The sequence below is a fragment of the Pedobacter sp. MR2016-24 genome, assembly GCF_026239655.1.
Lineage (GTDB): Bacteria > Bacteroidota > Bacteroidia > Sphingobacteriales > Sphingobacteriaceae > Pedobacter.
Genome location: NZ_JAPIVO010000004.1, coordinates 352,735 through 372,395, shown reverse-complemented (window position 1 = coordinate 372,395; position 19,661 = coordinate 352,735). Strand labels below are relative to the sequence as shown.

The window sequence follows — 19,661 nt, the reverse complement described above, 5'->3', positions numbered from 1 at the left end:
TAAGGATCATCTGCAATATTTAAAATTTTTCTTCTACACCGAGACCGAATAAGGCAAAGTCGTATTTAACCGGATCTGCAGGATCAAACCTCCGCAATTCTTCAGTCAGTTCAACAGCAGTTCTCCAGTCGGTTTGTTTACGTGTGATCATCTCCAGTCTGCGCGCAACCCTATCCACATGCACATCACAAGGGCAAATCAGGTCGGCCGCCTTAATGGAGTTCCACACCCCAAAGTCCACCCCATTATTATCCTTCCGCACCATCCAGCGTAAAAACATATTCAGCCTTTTACAGGTAGATTTTTGCAGGGGTGAAGAGATGTGTTTCACCGTACGCCGCGGAGAATCTGGCAGACTAAAAAAATAAAGCCTGAAATGATTCAATGCGTTTTCAGCCGTGAAATTCAGCTGATCCTCGAAATACTCAGGTAAAAATGCAGTTTCCAATGAATCAGAAAGCGAATAATGGTGTTTAAAGAAACTCACAAAATACAGCAGATCCGTATCATTAAATGTACGGTGTTTAAATCCGAGTAAACCTTTCAGGTCCTCATCACTATGTTGCAGCATAAAGTGATAAGGGTCATTGTCCATCCGGTTAAAGAGGTCCGTGCATTTGTTGATAATCGTTTTCCTCTGTCCCCAAGCCAAAATTGCCGCAAAAAATGCGGCAATTTCGATATCCTGTTTCTTGGAAAAGCGATGCGGAATGCAAATCGGATCATTGCTGATAAAGTCGGGCCGGTTATATTGTGCCACCTTTATATCCAGAAAGTCTTTCAGTTCTAAAAATTCCAATGTTTATTATTTAAGTGCTTGTTCAAGATCTGCGATCAGATCATCAACATCTTCTACACCAACGCTCAGGCGTAATAAATTATCCGTTACACCCACTTTTTCACGTTCTTCTTTAGGGATAGAACCGTGCGTCATTGTAGTAGGGTGATTAATGAGCGATTCCACGCCTCCAAGTGATTCTGCCAGGGTAAATACTTTGAAAGAAGAAGCTACCCTGAAAGTCTCTGCCAGATCGGCACCTTTTAACGTAATTGACACCATACCACCAAAACCGCGCATTTGCTTTTTGGCGATATCATGGTTAGGATGATCTTCAAAACCCGGCCAGTAGATTTTATCAATTTTTGGATGGTTTTTCAGGTAATGCGCTATTTTCTCGCCATTTTCACAATGCGCTTTCATACGCAGGTGAAGCGTTTTAATTCCTCTCAATACCAGGAAAGCATCCTGGGGACCCGGTGTTGCACCACAAGCATTGTAAACGAACCACAGGTCTTTATACAACTGATCATCGTTAACCAGCAGAGCTCCCATCACAACATCAGAATGACCACCGATGTATTTAGTTACGGAATGCATCACGATATCTGCGCCCAGATCAAGGGGATTCTGCAGGTAAGGGGAAGCAAATGTATTGTCAACCGTTAAGGTTAATCCTTTTTCTTTGGTGATTTTAGCTACGCCTTCGATATCTACAATCTGCATGGTAGGATTAGTAGGAGTTTCAATCCACACCAACCTGGTTTTATCATTGATATACGGCAGTATATTTTCTGGTTTTGACAGATCCAGGAAATAGAACTTAATACCGTATTTAGCATATACTTTAGTAAAAATACGGTAAGAACCACCATAAAGATCGTTACCGGTAATCACTTCATCTCCCGGTTGCAATAACCTGAGTACAGCGTCCGTAGCACCCATTCCCGAAGAAAAGGCCAGGCCGTATTTAGCATTTTCCAATGCAGCAAGGCAGTTTTCCAGTGCCTGACGTGTAGGATTCGTACCTCTTGAATATTCGAAACCCTGGTTATCTCCAGGCGCTTTCTGCGCGTAGGTAGAGGTCTGGAATATTGGGGTCATCACCGCACCTGTTGAAGGATCCGGCTCCTGACCTGCATGTATCGCTTTAGTTGCAAATTTCATCTGCTTGTCTTTTTAATTGTTAATGGAGCCCCTAATGTTATAGGCGCTCCTGTTATCGTGATGAGCTGCTCTCGCTTTTTATTAATAAGCACGGGCAAATAAAACACGCTGAATAGAAGGTTTACCCGAATAGATACAAACCCCATCTTCCAGTTTGTTATCTAACGGAATACAACGGATTGTAGCCTTTGTCTCCTCTTTTATTTTTAGTTCAGTTTCAGAGGTACCATCCCAGTGTGCGGAAATAAAACCGGCTTTGTTATCCAGCAATTCTTTAAACTCCTCATAAGAATTTGCTTCGGTGATATGCCCGGTTCTGTAATCAACAGCCTTGTTATAGATATTATGCTGAATTTCTTCCAGTAAGTTAGCGATATAAGTATCAAGTCCTTCCTGTGATACTGTACTTTTCTCTCTTGTATCTCTTCTCGCTAATTCAACAGTTCCATTTTCCATGTCCCTGCCACCTATAGCCACACGGACAGGTACGCCTTTCAATTCATATTCTGCAAATTTGAATCCCGGACGCTGTGTATCACGATCGTCGTATTTCACAGAAATACCTAAAGCCTTCAACTTAAGCATCAGCTCATCTACAAAAGAAGAAATGTTCTTCAGGTCATCATCACTTTTATAAATAGGTACAACGACTACTTGTATAGGGGCAAGTTTTGGTGGAAGCACAAGGCCTGCATCATCACTATGTGCCATAATTAAAGCACCGATCAGCCTGGTAGAAACACCCCATGAACTTGCCCATACATGCTCGATCTTTCCTTCTCTATTGGTAAACTTCACATCAAATGCTTTAGCGAAATTCTGTCCGAGAAAATGTGAGGTACCCGCCTGTAAAGCTTTACCGTCCTGCATTAAAGCTTCGATACAGTAAGTATCCAGTGCACCGGCAAAACGCTCGTTAGCTGTTTTTCGGCCTTTAATGACAGGAACTGCCATCCAGTTCTCTGCGAAGTCGGCATACACGTCAAGCATTCTTTCTGTCTCCTCAATGGCTTCCTGAGAAGTAGCATGTGCGGTATGACCTTCCTGCCATAAAAATTCCGCGGTACGCAGGAATAAGCGCGTGCGCATTTCCCATCTGACTACGTTTGCCCACTGGTTAACCAGGATTGGCAGATCTCTATAGGACTGTACCCAGCCTCTATAGGTATTCCATATAATTGTTTCTGATGTTGGACGTACGATTAATTCTTCTTCCAGTTTTGCATCCGGATCTACTATGATGTTTCCTTCACCGTCATTTTTAAGGCGATAATGTGTCACAACAGCACATTCTGTCGCAAACCCTTCTACGTGCGCTGCCTCCTTTGAGAAAAATGACTTTGGAATGAATAAGGGAAAATAGGCATTACTGTGTCCTGTGTCTTTGAATTTTTGATCTAAAACCGCCTGCATCTTCTCCCAAATAGAATAACCGTAGGGCTTTATGACCATGCAACCACGCACTGCGGAGTGCTCTGCAAGATCTGCCTTTATAACAATGTCGTTATACCACTGGGAATAATCCTCGTTTTTACTTGTAATACCTTTGCTCATAACTGATTGGAACGTTTTTTGTGTTAAATAACTTGTATGGTAGAACACAAATTTATAAATTTATACCTACAAAAGTATTGTTAACACACAAAGAACTCACATATTATGAAACCTAACCATTTATTTACCAGCATGCTGGTTGTAGCGGCACTAGCCGTGACATCCTGTTCTGTGCCACAGATGGCACAGCAAAGAAGCAGTGATGATGACGTTTATGGTTCAAGAGCACAAGCTGTTGAATACACACGACCTGATCCTGTTAGATCTTCACAAGTTTATGATGACGGTCAGAATGAAGATGATGACTATTATGGCAGCAGTGATTTATACGCTGACATGAGTTATTCTTCAAGAATTAACAGATTTTATTACGGCAGTCAGTTCAGAGGATATTATGATCCTTTCTATTATGACTCATTTTACGGAGGTTACTCTCCATACTATTCCGGTATAGGATTTGGAATGGGCTTCGGTAGTCCCTTTTACAGCGGTTGGGGATTAGGCTTCGGTTCTGGATGGGGATACGGTGGTTTAGGATATGGTGGTTTCGGTTACGGCGGCTGGGGAGGACTATATTCCCCATGGGGCTGGGGCGGTGGTTTTGGTTACGGCGGACTTTGGGGCGGCGGTTTTTATGGTGGAGGCTTTTACGGAGGCGGATACTATGGCGGCGGCTACGGAGGTTATTACGGACGTAACAGCAACTACAGACCAAGAGACAGCAGAAGTTACGGTTCTGGAAGCTATGCACGCGGAAGTTACAACGGAACTGGTTCAAGAAGAGTTGATGCCAATGGAAACGTGATGTCACGCAGAGGTGATGGATCGGGTTCTGCAAGAAGTAACACGCAGTATAACTCAAGATCGTCAAGATCTGAGAGAAGTTATACACCAATGAGAAGTTCTGAGACAAGATCATACTCTCCTCCTGCAAATTCAGGCGGCGGAAGATCATCAGGCGGCAGCTTCGGTGGCGGCGGTGGTGGTGGCAGATCATCAGGTGGCGGCGGCGGCGGTCGTGGCGGTAGAAATTAATCATGTATCTAAAATTCTAAATGAAAAAATTCATACAACTCCTTGTAGTAGCTATAGTAGCTACTACAGGTAATACTTATGCTCAATACGCAGGTGATGCATTAAGGTTCTCACGGACAGACTACGGAAGTTCAGCAAGATTCAAGGGATTGGGAAATGCCCAAATCAGTCTTGGCGGCGATATCAGTTCTATCGGTGGTAACCCAGCTGGTTTAGGAATGTTCACCCGTTCGGAGTTCAGTATTACTCCTGAATTTAACAGCGTACAATCGGACGCAAGCTTTCTTGGACAGAATACAAAAACGACTAAAAACCGCTTAAACTTAAACCAGGCCGCAGTAGTATGGTACAATCCTGTAGTTAAACCTAAAGGATCTGACCTCAACAAAGGCGTGATTGGTGTAGTTTGGGGAATAGGTTTCAACAGAAATAACGACTTTGGTGGGGAATTCAATTACCAGGGTACAAACCAGAACAGTTCATTTGCGGATGACCTGGCACAACGTGCCAATGGCTATACCATCGCTGATCTGAGATCTGACGGTTTAATCGGATCTGCTCCTGCTGCAGCTTATGAAAGTTTCCTGATCAATCAGAATCCGGGAAGTAACAATACTTATCAGCCGGCAACGGATTTAGGCAATGTTCAGCGTAACAGCGATTACAGAGCTGGTTCTACTTCTGAAGCTAACTTTTCAGGAGCAATCAACATTTCCAATCAGCTGTATCTGGGTGGTAGCATAGGTTTTGTAAACGTTCGTTATGTAAATGATCGTATCTACCAGGAATCTGGTGTGATTGTGAATACAGATCCGAACAACATTCCTACTGAGCCTAATGAGCAGTTGGGCAGAAATTACGACCTTACTTACAGATCCAATCAAACAACAAACGGTTCAGGAATTAATGCACGTCTAGGATTAATCTATAAACCAGTTAATGAGGTTAGATTAGGTGCGACTTTCCAATCGCCAACATGGATGCATGTAGAAGAGAGCTTTGACGAAAAGTTGGATGTGAATTTCTCACAAGCAGGAAGTATAGTGGAAAGATTCAATAACGATGTAAACTATTCAAACTTCAATTATAACCTGCGCACCCCTTATAAAGCTTCGGTTGGAGCAAGCGTAATCCTTGGTCAGAATGCTTTATTGACTGCTGATGCGGATTATGTGGATTATGCTTCGATGAAGCTTTCGGTAAGTGATGGCTACAGAGATGCAATTGATAATTCCAACAGTGCGATTAAAGGCAACTATAGAGCGGCACTGAATTACAGAGTGGGTGGGGAATACAAAATTGATAACTTTAGCTTAAGAGCTGGTTATGGATTAAATGGAAGTCCATATAAAGGTGATAGCAATGAAAGCGATTCTGCGATCAAATATTATACCGGTGGTATTGGTTACAGAGTAAGCGCATATTATGTTGATGTAGCTTACCAACGTACGGAGACAACCAACATCTTCAATCCATATGAACTGGATGATGTTAGTCAACAGCCTACTGCAATCACTAAAGTAAACAGGAACAATGTATTTTTAACTGTGGGTGTGAGATTCTAATATTTCATTTCTGTATAAAGAAGAAGGCCCTGATGGATATCCATCAGGGCCTTCTTCTTTATACAGAAATTCTCTTTGTACAGCTATAATATAGGCCTGTATTAAAGTTTGAATCTTTTAATATTTTCCTCTACCGTCTGATCCATGATTAACTCAGGTGCATGGTGAGGTTTCTTTCTTGCATCTATGATCAATGGTCCCCTGCAGCCCCAGTGTTTATTTTTGGTGAATGCCCTTATACCATGGATATCCGTTGCAGGATTGCTTCGGGTAAAGGTTACCCAAACAAAATTGTTCAGAGTAGCCGCAGCGAATTCCGCATCGTCACATAAGACCATTAATGTGATGCCATCTAAAGACTGATCTTTAAAATGATTATCCAGCTTTTCTATCTCCTGCGCTGCAAGCGCTTCATTGGTATAGGCGGGTGCTGTAACAGTGATTACGCCAGACATGGGCATAGCGAAGGTAGTAAAGAGATCAGGCAGCCTAAAGTTATCAGCTACGACAGTAGCTAGTTTACGCTTCACCTCGCCTGCGGCAGCAATCACTACTTTAGAGCCACTGTTTAACCCTTCTCCACTATAATCCAGCGTGTCAATAGTAGTTTGTGTATGGAAATGTAAATCCCTTGTCAGGTCTATCCTGGATAAGATATGCGACAAGAACAGTTTAATATCATGTGTGTCCAACAGTTCATTATCTTCACTGGCCGCGATAAATACATATTTAGCAAGACTGAGCTGATTTTTACCCAGGATATGATTGGCGATAGTCAGGATCTCCTGCGGTCTCCGCTCTTTTAAGAAGGGCGTATACCTTTCACTGCCAATCGCAAATAATAATGGATGCACACCTGCCGCATCAACGGCGTTGACTTCTTTAAGTCCATGAATTTCCTGGGGCAAAGCAGAGCCCGTGATCTCATGGATGAGTGCGCCGAAACTGGTATCCTCCTGGGGTGGGCGACCAACAACGGTGAATGACCATATCGCATCTTGTTTATGGTACACATTATGCACTTTCATCAAAGGGAAAGGATGGGTAAGGCTATAATAACCTAAGTGGTCACCAAATGGGCCTTCGGGTTTAGTTTCATGGGGATATACCGTCCCGGTGATGACAAAATCCGCATCGGCAGAAAGACAAAATCCTTCTTCGTCGTAAAAATAACGAAAACGTCGGTTGCCCAATGCACCTGCAAAGGTCATCTCTGAAAGTCCTTCCGGAAGAGGCATTACTGCTGCAAGCGGGTGTGAAGGGGGGCCACCGACAAAAATACTCACCTTAAGCGGCAGGCCTTTGGCATTTGCTTTGGACTGGTGTACGCCTATTCCTCTATGGATCTGGTAATGTAATCCTATCTCTTTATCTGGTATATATTCATTACCGGCTAACTGAATCCTGTACATACCAAGATTGGCATTCATGATACCCGGCTTGTCAACATCTTCGGTATAAACCTGCGGCATGGTAACAAAAGGTCCCCCATCCATAGGCCAGTTCACAATTTGAGGAAGCTGGCTGATGGTAGTCTTCTTAAACACAGATTTTAACAGGCTTTGTTTAAGCGGTAACGCAGACAAAGCGGTGAGTGCTGATCCGGCATATTTAAAAGGGTTTTTCATTGCCTTTACAGGATCAGAACGCAAGGCGACAAGCTGCTCCACATTTGGGAGACTATCCCGGAACATAAACTTGGACCTTTCCAGTGTGCCGAAAAGATTAGATACGGCAGGGAAGGGACTTCCTTTGATCTTCTCAAAATAGAGTGCCGGCCCTTGCTGTTCATATACACGTAAGTGTATAGCAGCCATTTCCAGATAAGGGTCTACCTCTTCTTTAATACGTAATAAATGACCGTGTTTCTCTAAATCAGCGACACATTCTGCTAAGCTTTTATATCCCATTTCATTTCAAAGGTAGGCAGAATTATGATTTTAATTTTGCCTGTAAACATAAAAAACCATGTCGGCCGACATGGTTTTTTATAAATATTTGTGTGTTACTTATTTCTTACCTGCAAAAGATCTCAACATCCAGGTGTTTTTCTCTTTGTATTGCATGAAACGGTTCACCATATCATTGGTACCATCATCACCCGCAGCATCCGAAGCCTCTAATAAATCGCGCTCCAGCTGAATTAATAAGGCCATATCTTCTAAAACAGCATCAACCATAGCTAAATCCTGCAGACCAATAGTATCGATCTCTTTAATAGCAGATTCTTTAATATAGTCAGCGAAACGGCTATGTGGTGGTTTGCCTAATGTTAAAACACGCTCTGCAATTTCATCAATTGTCAGTTGTGCATTTGTATATAACTCTTCAAATTTAACATGTAAAGTAAAGAAGTTCTGCCCTTTGATATTCCAATGGCAACCTCTTAATTTTTGGTAGTGTACGTGGTAATTCGCCAGATAGTCGTTCAATAAGTCAACAACTGGTTTTACTTCTTTTTCATTCAAACTTATTTCTTTCGCGTCCATTGTATTTTGTGTTTTATTGTTGCGTTAACAGTGTTATAACAAAGATACACCAGGAATGGTTTTAAAAAATGAGCAGGGACATAATACCCTTTTATAATTGTCGTTTATTATTGAAAATTGAGGCTCTTATATATTATTCGTATTATTGCCCCATTATAATTCATAAGAACGTTAATGCAAAAATATTATATACTGTTAATATTTACCCTCTTTCTGAGTTTATCAGTTAAGGCGGATGGCTCGAGAGATTCAATTGGTGTTGAAAATCTAAATGGCAAAAAGCTCATCCTGCACAAGATTGTAGCGAAAGATACCTACTACTCGATCAGCAGAAGGTACAATGTGAGTCCCAAAGACATCATGACTTTTAATGACAACAAGTATTTACAGATTGGTGTAATTGTCAAGGTGCCAACACAGGAAGCTTTTACGGTGGGTACACCTGTTAAGCCTGCGACTACTACTGCATCTAATCCGTCACCTGCAGTAGCATCATCAGACGGATCGACGATTATTGAACATGCGGTGCAGCGTAAAGAAAACCTGAACATGCTGGCTGAGAAATATGGCACCACCATAAACGATATTAAAAGCCTGAATAACCTGAAGACTATCAATTTGCAAATTGGACAGGTATTGAAAATTGCCGCGAAAAAAGGCCTAACTGATGAGAATAACCAGGAAACAAGTCCGGCGCCAGTTGCGGCTGCTCCTGTTCCCACTCCTGCTCCGGTAACAGTCCCTGCACCTTCAACGACTCCAAATCAGTACAAAAAGCCGGAAAAACAGAAACCACAGCAAATCCCTGCACCAACATCTGCGCCAGTTCCTGTACCTGCCGCAACGGTGAATAAATCTGGTGCAAAGGAAGAGTTTATTTCCCATACCGTAGCTTCAAATGAAACAATGTATTCAATTGCTACGAAATATGATCTGACACTGGATCAGTTAAAGGCGAAAAATAACCTGACCACAAATTCCCTGTACATCGGACAAAAATTACTGATTAAAGGTCAGTATCCGGTTAAACAAACTCCTCTGGAAAGAGATACAGAAGACAATGATGCAGACACTTTAGAGTCGGTTAAGAACCCTTCTTTGAGATTGCCCCCAAGCCGTTATGGATTGAGCCAGCTTGATGAAAAAGGTACCGGCATATGGATCGTTGACCAGGATCTTGACTCCTCAAAAATGCTGGTGCTCCACCGTACTGCACCTATAGGTACCATCATGAAAATCACCAATCCAATGAGCAACAGATCAACATTTGCGAAGGTTGTTGGTAAATTTACAGAGAATGAATCCACAAAAGATGTTATCATTGTAATGACAAAAGCGGTAGCTGATGCATTAGGTGCATTGGATAAGCGGTTTTTGTGCAATTTAACGTACAGTGGACAAGCGAATGAACAATAACAAACCTTATATTATAGGTATTGCGGGTGGAAGTGGATCAGGAAAAACGTTTTTTTTAAAGTGTTTTCTCCACCATTTTAGTGCAGATGAAGTATGCCTGATTTCTCAGGACGATTATTACAGACCGGTAGCTACACAGAAAATTGATGAAAATGGCTGGATCAATTTTGACCTGCCAGAAGGAATTGCCGATGAAAAGTTGCTGGAGGATCTAAAACTGCTGATGGCAGGGAACTCCATTGAAAGAAAAGAATATACTTTCAATACCAACGAAGAAAATGCAAAACTGCTGAATATTACCAGTGCCCCCATCATCATTGTGGAAGGATTATTTGTATTTCATTATCCTGAAATCGCGGCGCTCTTCGACCTGAAGATCTTTATGGATGCGGATGAGGAAATTACGCTGAACCGAAGAATTTCACGTGATGAAATAGAACGTGGTTATACCCGTGATATGGTGATGTATCAGTGGGTAAACCACGTTATGCCTGCGTATAAACAATACCTGTTACCTTATAAAGGTTCTTGTCAGAAAGTGATCATGAACAACAAACATGTTGCTGACGATATCATAGACATTTCCAAAGAAATCTCGGACGAACTGAAAGAAACTGTGCTGGCACAGTAATTAGTTCAGTTCCATCTCTTTTACATCAGCCTCAGTGAATAACTTCCCTGAGGTTGATTGTTTGATGAAGTCCACACTCACACCAGGTGCACGCTCAATCAGTCGGAATCCTCCCTCTGGTAATACATCCAGTACCGCCAGTTCGGTAACAATTTTCTTGATGCAATTGACGCCAGTTAATGGTAAGGTACATTTAGGCAGCAATTTGCTTTCACCAACTTTGTTGATATGCTGCATGGCCACAATGATATTTTTAGCTGAAGCCACAAGATCCATCGCTCCTCCCATTCCCTTTACCATTTTACCAGGAATTTTCCAGTTGGCAATATCTCCGTTCTCTGAAACTTCCATAGCACCCAGGATAGTGAGGTCTATCTTCTGACTCCTGATCATGCCGAAACTCATGGCCGAATCAAAGATAGAGGAACCCGGCAATGTGGTAATTGTCTGCTTGCCGGCATTGATCAGATCAGGATCTTCTTCTCCTTCAAAAGGGAAAGGGCCCATCCCCAATAGTCCATTTTCAGATTGCAGCACTACATTAATTCCTGTGGGTATATAATTGGCGACTAAAGTGGGGATACCAATACCAAGGTTAACATAATAACCGTCTTTTATTTCTTTAGCGATACGTCTCGCTATTCCGTTTTTATCTAACATGATGCTGATGGATTAATCCTGAGTTCTTACTGTTCGCTGCTCTATCCTTTTTTCATAAGCACTGCCCTGAAAAATACGGTGAACATACACTCCGGGAGTGTGAATATGATCGGGATCGAGTTCTCCCGGCTCAACGAGTATTTCAACCTCAGCAATAGTGATCTTACCCGCCATTGCCATCACCGGATTAAAATTACGACTGGTAGAACGGAAAATCAGGTTACCGGCAGTATCGCCTTTCCATGCTTTTACCAATGCAAAATCTGCATCAAATGCATATTCCATCAGATATTCTTTACCCTCAAAAATTCTCGTTTCTTTTCCTTCTGCTACTTCGGTGCCCACTCCAGCCGGAGTGAAGATTGCAGGCATACCATATCCGGCGGCCATGCAGCGTGTAGCAAGTGTTCCTTGCGGGATAAGCTCTACTTCCAGTTCTCCGCTCAATAACTGACGCTCAAACTCTGCGTTCTCTCCAACATAGGAGGAGATCATTTTTTTTACCTGACGGGTTTTAAGGAGCAGTCCGATTCCAAAATCATCTACACCGGCATTGTTAGAAATACAGGTCAAATCCTTTATTCCTTTTTTAACTAATGCCGCAATACAGTTTTCAGGGATACCGCAAAGACCGAACCCGCCAAGCATGACCGTCTTTCCATCTTCGATATCACGGATAGCTTCGTGTGCATCCGCTACTTTTTTATTGATCATTATATTTGGTTTGGCGCTAAATTATAGAATTATTTACAGATTTCTATAATTTAGCGTCTCACAATACTGTTTGCCAGATCTGCTATATCTGTGCGGCTTACCTGAAATACACATAAGTGATACCATCTCCACCTCTGTCTGCATGTTCATCTTCCATTCTGTCCACTTCTTTATATTTCCTGAGGTATTCACGAATCATCTTTCTGAGTATACCATCTCCTTTTCCGTGGATCAGTTTCACGAATGGAAAACCAAGCATAATTGATTTGTCCATATATTTTTCCACCTCCTGGATTGCATTCTCACCACGCATCCCTCTCAGATCCAATTCAGCCGTAAAACTGCCGATGGCATCAGATATCCTGCCTGAAAAGGAATTGCTTTGCACGACCTTTTTAGCTTGTTTATTGCTGATCTTCTGTACACGGTCTTTTTTAACTACCGAACGCAGATCACCCAATGCCAGGACCAGGTTTCCCCGGTTGATTTCCAGCACCTGGCCCATGGTCTCACTGTTGAGCAGCTGCACCCAGTCACCCACCTCTATAGGACCGTTCAGAGCAACCACCTTTTCCGGCTTTTTCTCTTCTTTAACCTGATGATGAACCAACTCTTTCTGCAGATTATCTCTGAGTTGTTTCGTGGCCACTTTATCTGCCTGATTCTCTTTAATTCCGGCGATCGTATTTTCTACCAGCTTATTGGCATTTTTTATAATGGCCTGCGCTTCGAGTTTAGCTTCTTTGATCAGCGTTTTCCTGTTTTCATCTAAAAACAGCTGCAGCTTTTCATTTTCTGCCACCAGGTTTTTTACCTTATTCTGCTGATTGGAGAGATGGATCTTTGTATCATAAATCTGCTTCTTTTCTCTTTCCAGATCTACCAGCAAACTGTCTATTCTGTTTTGATTCGTACCTGTCTTTTCTCTTGCCAATACTAAAACTTCTTTCTGCAGACCAATGTTCTGTGCAATTTCAAAAGCATAAGAACTTCCCGGTTTGCCGATTTCCAGCACGTACAAGGGCTTCATTTTGTCGTTATCAAATAACATGGAAGCATTTTCCAGTCCCGGTGTATTGCCAGCAAACAACTTGAGATTAGAATAATGCGTAGTGATCACACCTCTTACCTTCTTATTATTTAATACTTCAAGTACCGCTTCAGCCATTGGTCCGCCGAACTGCGGATCTGTTCCCGTTCCAAATTCATCAATCATGACCAGCGACTTTGGCGTAGCATGTGCCACGAAATACCGCATCTTTGTTAAATGGGCGCTGTAGGTACTCAAATCACTTTCTATCGACTGATCATCACCGATGTCAGCAAATATATTATCAAAGATCCCTATTTCACTTGATTCATGAACAGGAATCAGCAAGCCTGACTGTACCATCAATTGCAGCAGACCTACAGTTTTCATACATACAGATTTCCCTCCCGCATTAGGTCCGGAGACCAATACAATCCGTAAATTCTCATTCATATGTATATTCAGCGGAACCACTGTTTTCTTATCTTCTTTAAAAGACAGGTACAGCAGCGGATGACGGGCATTGATCAGCTTTAACCTCGGTTCTGTTACCAATACCGGCATATCGGCTTCCACTTCTATCGCAAATAAAGCTTTAGCACGCACAAAATCAAGCTTGGTCAGGAAACCATGATAGGAAAGTAAAAGAGGCCCGAAAGGTCTCAATTCATCTGTGAGCGCAATCAATATCCTTATGATCTCGCGTCTTTTATCAAATTCAAGATCCCTGATTTTATTATTCAGCGTAAATACTTCTTCAGGTTCCATGTAGACCGTCTGGCCGCTGGCCGACTCATCATGAATGAATCCTTTTAGTTTACGTTTGTTTTCGGCCAGAATCGGAATACACATTCTGCCGTCCCGGATCGTAAGACTACCATCTGCCACCCAGTTACTGGAAACTGCCTGCTTGTAAATGGAGTCCATACGCTTCCGTACTTCCTGCTCACCTTTAGCAATATCAGAAGTAATCTCCTGCAACTTAGCAGACGCATTAGGCTTAATTTTTCCTTTGGCATCAAGTATCGTCTCTATTTTTCTGAGGATGTTTTTCTCTACCGGCAGATGCTCAAAAAGTGCTTCCAGATTGGGATAAACTTCTTTTCTCTCGTCAAAAAAGCGGATTACGGAAAATACAGTCTGTAAGGAAAGATAAATCTGAAAGACTTCTTCTTCCATCAGGTAGGTTCCTTCCACTCTTATCTTTTCTGCGAGTGTCTTGATATCAAAAAACGAGCTGATCTGCAAGGGTTCCTGATTTTCAAGTATATTTTTAAATTCTTTGGTTTGTCTCAGAAATTTATTGATCTGGTCAAACTTGTTCATCACCTGCATTTTGCCTACCATATATTGTCCCATCGGACTCAGGCAGTGTTTATAAATGAGCTGTTTAACTTCGTTGAAGCCTAATCTATCTAAACAATTATCGGGATATATCATGATTATTTAACCTCTTTATCGGTCTTAGCTGTTGTAAGCTGAGTTTTTCTTTTAAGTATTCGTTCTTTCTTTACCTTCTTGATTACTACAGGTTTGATCACTGCAGGTTTAATTTTCTCCAGGCTGTCCTTCGTTTTTTTGGCCTTCTTGTCCGCTTCGATTTTAAGTACCTTCGGATCAATTTTTGCCAGGCTGTCTTTTACTGCTTTAGCTCTTTTTGCAGTCTTTACTTTTAAAATCTTTTCATTGACCTTATCTATGCTGTCTTTTGATTTTTTTAAACTTGCAGTCACCGTTTCATAAATCTTACTCAGCAGATCCGGATGCTCCGCGTAAAAATTCATGCTTTGCGTATACCTCGCGGAGTCAGTATCAAACTTCCTATAAATACCTTTATAATAAGTCGCGCTTACTTTTTTAGCCGAATCCTGACTTGCTAACGTTGTAATATAAGCATCAGTTACGTGGATGTCATACAAAATTGCCCCCATTTTATCAGGCGGAATTATATTTCCCGGAATTTTGGACTGGCATCCGGCGATCAGCAGAAAAAGCAGGCCGGCATAACAAAATTTCTTCATTTGTATTTCTTTCTTTTCTTATGAGTTGTTGTTGTTTTTAATTCCATTCTCCCCAGATTAATCCTGTTAAATGGAAAGGAAACCTGTGGCTGAGATCTGTTTTGTTTGTAAAACATTAATTTTTCTTAGCAAATTGGGCTAAGGTTGTTAATTTTACCAAAAATACTGATAAATGAGCATAGCGGACAACTTATTGAAATATAAAAAGGAACTTGAAGGTGAAAATGTGGAACTGATTGCAGTGTCAAAATTTAATGATGCAGATGCTGTCCTCGAAGCTTATAACGCCGGACAACGGATTTTTGGAGAAAATATAGTGCAGGAGCTTGTTGAGAAAGAGGCAGCCTTACCTAAGGACATCGCATGGCACCTGATTGGCCACCTTCAAACCAATAAAGTAAAATACATTGCCCCTTTCATCCAGCTCATCCAATCGGTGGACAGCCTTAAGTTACTGGCGGAAATTGATAAACATGCGGCAAAAAACAAGAGGGTAATCGACTGTTTACTACAGATCTATATCGCCGATGAGGAAACGAAATTCGGACTGGATCATGCTGAAGCAATTGAATTGTTAAGATCTGAGGAATATTTGGCAATGAAAAACATCCGTATTACCGGCCTGATGGGAATTGCCAGCAACAATGCGACAGAGAAACAAACACAGGACGAATTTCAGGAGTTGAAAGTTTTATTTGATGGAATAAAAGCAAGCTTTTTCAGGAAGGAAGATTCGTTCAGAGAACTATCAATGGGCATGTCTGGCGATTATAAACTGGCCATTGAAGAAGGCAGCACGATGATCAGAATCGGCAGCAGTATTTTTGGTGCCAGAAAAATTAAACATTACAAGGCCTGATGGATATTAAATTAAGATTCGCTGTAGAAGAAGACTGTCCGCGTATACTGGAATTGATCCATGAGCTGGCAGTCTATGAAAAAGCTCCTGAAGAAGTTACGGTAACCCTGCAGGAATTTATTGACGCAGGTTTTGGTGAAACACCTGCATGGAAAGCCTTTGTAGCAGCAGATGAAAACGGGATTCTGGGTTTTGCACTTTATTATATCAGATACTCTACCTGGAAAGGTTGCCGTTTATATCTGGAGGACTTCCTGGTTACGGAAAATGCGAGAGGCAAGGGCATAGGAAAATTACTTTTTGAAAGGGTAATGAAAGAGGCAAAAGACAATAACTATAATGGGATGAACTGGCAGGTGCTGGACTGGAATGCACCTGCGATCAATTTCTATAATAAATATGCTGCGCAGCTAGAGGCAGGATGGTTAAATGCCTCTTTCAGCAAGGACCGAATTAATAAAATATGAGAAAATTAGCTGCCCTAATGTTGCTTACTGGTTTGTATGCCTGTAACAACCAGAAAACGGATAAGGTCATAGATTCGGCTACAAAAACAGTTGCAGGATCCTCAACCGATACGCTAAGTTATACCTACGACAGTGTGAAGGTGTATAGCAAAACTCCGGTATCTGTCAATAAAAACGTAACGGATACTGCAAAAGCGGTAGTAAGTTATCCCCTGTTTGCTGATGAAACAGCGAATAAGTTTGTACAGGAGAAAGTAATAGGCCTGGCAGGAAAACAAGGCGCTTATAAAAACTATAAAGAACTGGCCAATGGGTTTATCCAGGAGTTCGATAATTTCAAATCGAAGAATGCGGACTCCCCGGAATCATGGTTTGAGGAGCTGGATCTGAAGGTAACGGCAAATTACCCGGATTACCTGTCTGTACTTTTTACTTATGTAGACTATAGAGGTGGGGCACATCCCAACACTTTATTTACCTATGTAAACTATAACCCTAAAAATAACCAGACACTCACGCTTGATACTGTAATTACTACTGAGGGAATGCCTTTATTGAGACAGGTAGCGGAAAAAATATTCAGAAACAATGAAAAACTGGGACCAAATGCAAGTCTGTCTGAGGGCTACTTTTTTGCTGAAGGCAAATTTGCCCTTGCACAGACATTCACTTTAACCAAAGACGGGCTGAAGTTTTTATACAATCCATATGAAATTAAAGCCTATGCTGCCGGTACCACAGAACTGATTGTTCCTTATTCTGCTATTAAAGATATTCTAAAACCTACCCCTGTTCTATCAAACTTTAAGTAATATGGAAGTATATAAATTTGGAGGTGCTTCTGTAAAAAGTGCTGAAGCTGTAAAAAATCTGGTTAGCATCATCCAAAAAACAACAAATAAAGAGCTCCTGATCGTTATATCTGCGATGGGAAAGATTACTGATAAACTGGAGAAACTTGCTACGGCATATGTATTTGGCCAGGATGATACGCATGAATTACTAGATGAAGTTAAAGCTTACCATTTTAACATTTTAAATGAGCTGTTTCCTGATCATACACAGCCTGTATATGATGAAATAGCAAATACATTTGTAGAAATTGAATGGTTGCTGGAAGAAGAGGCGAATGATGCACCTGATTATATTTATGATCAGATCGTGTCAATAGGTGAACTCTTATCTACCAAAATTGTAGCCGCCTACCTTAATGAACAAGGCGTTGCTGCTACATGGGTAGATGCCAGAAACTTTATCAAAACGGATAATAGTTATAAAGAAGGAAAAGTTGACTGGGATAAAACAGCGGCAGAAATTCAAAAACATCTTGTACCTGTTTTAGGCAAGACAATTGCTGTTACACAGGGTTTTATAGGGAGTACGAGTGAGAATTTCACCACCACTCTGGGTAGAGAGGGTTCAGATTATTCCGCAGCAATTTTCTGTTCTTGTTTAGATGCTACTGCACTTACCATATGGAAGGATGTTCCAGGAGTACTAAATGCCGATCCCAAATGGTTCGAACAAACAGAACGTATTCCGCAATTATCTTATCATGATGCAATAGAGCTTACTTATTACGGAGCAACAGTTATTCATCCTAAGACAATCAAACCATTACAGAACAAGAATATCCCCTTATTTGTGCGGTCATTTATCGCACCTGATGGTGAAGGAACCGAAATAAATAGCACACACAGCGTACTACCGGTGGCATCGTTTATATTTAAAGTAAACCAGGTGCTGATTTCTATTTTGCCTAAGGATTTCTCTTTTATTATAGAGGAAAACCTGAGTGATATTTTTAACCTCTTCCATAAACACAAGGTGAAAGTAAATACTATGTTAAACTCTGCGCTTAGTTTTTCTGTTAGCGTGGATCATGATGAAGAAAAGATCACTAACCTGATCAATGAGCTATCGCAATTGTACAAGGTAAAGTATAACAAAGGATTGGAACTGGTTACTATACGCTATTATAACCAGGAGACGATCGACAGGGTAACGGTCAATAAAGATATCCTGCTTGAAGTAAAGAGTCGCCATACCTGCCAAATCGTAATGAAAGATAAACCCAAATTTGAATAAGCACATTTTAGAACCGGCAGTTCAGGAATATATCGGGAGCAATTTAAATGCAGATGTACATAAAATAGCTATGGCTAAAAGTCCGTTTCCGGAGATCACCGGAACGGAACTATCCAGTCAGATTACTGCTAAAAAGAAATGCATCAAAAAACTCCCGCTATGGTTCAGCACGGCTGGTATTTATTATCCGCCACTACTTTCCGTAGAACAATGTTCCTCCGAGCTTACGGCTTCCTATAAAGCAAAACTATCAGCTGGAGGCAAATTGATAGACCTAACGGGTGGTTATGGCGTAGACAGTTATTATTTCTCCAGATCAAATAGTGCGGTCGTTCATGTAGAGCTTAATCCTGAGCTGTCAGCAATAGCGCAATATAATTCAGCCTTATTAAATCAGTCGTACTCTACATTTATTTGCGGCGATGGAATAGACCTGCTAAAGGATGATTCGGAAGAATATGGCACCATATATATTGATCCGGCCAGGAGAAGTGAGTCTGGAAAGGTTTTTATGCTGAAGGACTGTAGTCCGAATGTAGTAGAAAACCTGGATTTGCTCTTGTCGAGGTCGCCCTTAATACTCATTAAAACAGCGCCGCTACTGGACTTGACTGCTGGATTAAAAGAGTTGAAAAATGTTGCAGAAATTCATGTGGTCAGCGTTAAAAACGAGTGCAAGGAATTAATCTGGGTAGTTCAGCGCGACTATACTGATGGAGTGAAAATTGTTTGTACCACACTGAACGAGACAGAAAAACAATTCAGCTTCATGAAAGATGAGGAAACTCAACCTGCAAATTTAGGGAGTCCTGTTACCGGGCAATATTTATATGAACCGGATGTAGCCTTGCTAAAAGGTGGTGCATTTAATCTCATTGCAGCAAGATTTAAGCTGCAGAAATTACATGCCCAGACGCAGTTATACTGTGCGAATCATGCAGATCATGATTTCCCGGGCAGAATATTCAAAATAGATGAGGTATTGGCTGCAGGAAAAATCAAAAAAGAGAAAAACCTGATTGGAAATGTAATTGTTCGCAATTTTCCCGATAAGGCGGCATCCCTCACAGAAAAATATCAGATTAAGGCCGACGATAAGCATTTCCTGATCTTTACGCAAAGCGCGGGACAGGGAAAAATTGTAATCAAAGCTTCCATCATACAACATTACTAATAGCAAAGCCTTC

At 41.4% G+C, this 19,661-nt stretch carries 18 protein-coding genes; 9 read left to right on the top strand and 9 right to left on the bottom strand.

The window, feature by feature from the left end:
• Nucleotides 1-19 precede the first annotated feature (19 nt).
• The 3 genes from OQX62_RS12745 to proS all read right to left on the bottom strand — a co-directional run bounded on the left by OQX62_RS12745 (nt 20) and on the right by proS (nt 3,499).
• Nucleotides 20-799 carry a TIGR02757 family protein gene (locus OQX62_RS12745; protein WP_265831916.1) on the bottom strand — a complete coding sequence of 260 codons (780 nt, stop codon included), beginning with the start codon at nt 797-799 and terminating at the stop codon, nt 20-22.
• A 6-nt stretch (nt 800-805) separates the two neighbouring features.
• The gene (locus tag OQX62_RS12740) at nt 806-1,945 is read right to left on the bottom strand and encodes a cystathionine gamma-synthase (RefSeq protein WP_265831915.1); all 1,140 of its coding nucleotides are present in this window, start codon (nt 1,943-1,945) and stop codon (nt 806-808) included.
• An 81-nt stretch (nt 1,946-2,026) separates the two neighbouring features.
• Complete coding sequence (proS, locus tag OQX62_RS12735) at nt 2,027-3,499, bottom strand: proline--tRNA ligase (protein ID WP_265831914.1); 1,473 nt, start codon at nt 3,497-3,499, stop codon at nt 2,027-2,029.
• 105 nt (nt 3,500-3,604) lie between these two features.
• On the opposite strand from proS, the gene OQX62_RS12730 reads away from it, so the two are divergent.
• Both OQX62_RS12730 and OQX62_RS12725 read left to right on the top strand, forming a co-directional pair.
• Nucleotides 3,605-4,534, top strand: a complete 930-nt coding sequence (locus OQX62_RS12730; protein WP_265831913.1) for a hypothetical protein — start codon at nt 3,605-3,607, stop codon at nt 4,532-4,534.
• A 20-nt stretch (nt 4,535-4,554) separates the two neighbouring features.
• On the top strand, nt 4,555-6,099 hold the full coding sequence (locus tag OQX62_RS12725) for an OmpP1/FadL family transporter (protein WP_265831912.1): 1,545 nt from the start codon (nt 4,555-4,557) through the stop codon (nt 6,097-6,099).
• A gap of 101 nt (nt 6,100-6,200) precedes the next feature.
• Here OQX62_RS12725 and OQX62_RS12720 read toward each other — a convergent pair whose 3' ends face one another.
• Nucleotides 6,201-8,009, bottom strand: coding sequence for a UbiD family decarboxylase (locus OQX62_RS12720; protein ID WP_265831911.1), 1,809 nt, complete (start codon nt 8,007-8,009; stop codon nt 6,201-6,203).
• 99 nt (nt 8,010-8,108) lie between these two features.
• On the bottom strand, nt 8,109-8,588 hold the full coding sequence (locus OQX62_RS12715) for a Dps family protein (protein WP_265831910.1): 480 nt from the start codon (nt 8,586-8,588) through the stop codon (nt 8,109-8,111).
• Between the two features lie 174 nt (nt 8,589-8,762).
• On the opposite strand from OQX62_RS12715, the gene OQX62_RS12710 reads away from it, so the two are divergent.
• Both OQX62_RS12710 and OQX62_RS12705 read left to right on the top strand, forming a co-directional pair.
• Nucleotides 8,763-10,004, top strand: a complete 1,242-nt coding sequence (locus OQX62_RS12710; RefSeq protein ID WP_265831909.1) for a LysM peptidoglycan-binding domain-containing protein — start codon at nt 8,763-8,765, stop codon at nt 10,002-10,004.
• The gene (locus OQX62_RS12705; protein ID WP_265831908.1) at nt 9,994-10,635 is read left to right on the top strand and encodes a uridine kinase family protein; all 642 of its coding nucleotides are present in this window, start codon (nt 9,994-9,996) and stop codon (nt 10,633-10,635) included. The genes OQX62_RS12710 and OQX62_RS12705 overlap by 11 nt, the downstream gene beginning before the upstream one ends.
• Here the strand turns inward: OQX62_RS12705 and OQX62_RS12700 are convergent, their stop codons facing one another.
• From OQX62_RS12700 to OQX62_RS12685, 4 genes are all read right to left on the bottom strand, one after another.
• Nucleotides 10,636-11,295, bottom strand: a complete 660-nt coding sequence (locus OQX62_RS12700) for a CoA transferase subunit B (RefSeq protein WP_265831907.1) — start codon at nt 11,293-11,295, stop codon at nt 10,636-10,638.
• Between the two features lie 12 nt (nt 11,296-11,307).
• Nucleotides 11,308-12,009, bottom strand: a complete 702-nt coding sequence (locus tag OQX62_RS12695; RefSeq protein ID WP_265831906.1) for a CoA transferase subunit A — start codon at nt 12,007-12,009, stop codon at nt 11,308-11,310.
• Nucleotides 12,010-12,106: 97 nt separating this feature from the next.
• Entirely contained in the window at nt 12,107-14,479 is a 2,373-nt protein-coding gene (locus tag OQX62_RS12690; RefSeq protein WP_265831905.1) for an endonuclease MutS2, read from the bottom strand.
• Nucleotides 14,480-14,481: 2 nt separating this feature from the next.
• Nucleotides 14,482-15,060, bottom strand: a complete 579-nt coding sequence (locus OQX62_RS12685) for a DUF4296 domain-containing protein (RefSeq protein WP_265831904.1) — start codon at nt 15,058-15,060, stop codon at nt 14,482-14,484.
• 172 nt (nt 15,061-15,232) lie between these two features.
• Between OQX62_RS12685 and OQX62_RS12680 the strand changes: the two genes are divergently transcribed.
• From OQX62_RS12680 to OQX62_RS12660, 5 genes are read left to right on the top strand one after another with little or no spacing between them, the layout of a single operon-like run.
• The gene (locus OQX62_RS12680; protein WP_265831903.1) at nt 15,233-15,919 is read left to right on the top strand and encodes a YggS family pyridoxal phosphate-dependent enzyme; all 687 of its coding nucleotides are present in this window, start codon (nt 15,233-15,235) and stop codon (nt 15,917-15,919) included.
• On the top strand, nt 15,919-16,386 hold the full coding sequence (locus OQX62_RS12675; protein ID WP_265831902.1) for a GNAT family N-acetyltransferase: 468 nt from the start codon (nt 15,919-15,921) through the stop codon (nt 16,384-16,386). The genes OQX62_RS12680 and OQX62_RS12675 overlap by 1 nt, the downstream gene beginning before the upstream one ends.
• Complete coding sequence (locus tag OQX62_RS12670; protein WP_265831901.1) at nt 16,383-17,198, top strand: DUF3298 and DUF4163 domain-containing protein; 816 nt, start codon at nt 16,383-16,385, stop codon at nt 17,196-17,198. Before OQX62_RS12675 ends, OQX62_RS12670 begins: the two co-directional genes overlap by 4 nt.
• A gap of 1 nt (nt 17,199) precedes the next feature.
• Nucleotides 17,200-18,474 (top strand): aspartate kinase, encoded by a 1,275-nt coding sequence (locus tag OQX62_RS12665; protein ID WP_265831900.1) that lies wholly within the window; start codon nt 17,200-17,202, stop codon nt 18,472-18,474.
• Nucleotides 18,467-19,648 carry a class I SAM-dependent methyltransferase gene (locus OQX62_RS12660; RefSeq protein ID WP_265831899.1) on the top strand — a complete coding sequence of 394 codons (1,182 nt, stop codon included), beginning with the start codon at nt 18,467-18,469 and terminating at the stop codon, nt 19,646-19,648. Before OQX62_RS12665 ends, OQX62_RS12660 begins: the two co-directional genes overlap by 8 nt.
• Nucleotides 19,649-19,661: the final 13 nt, after the last annotated feature.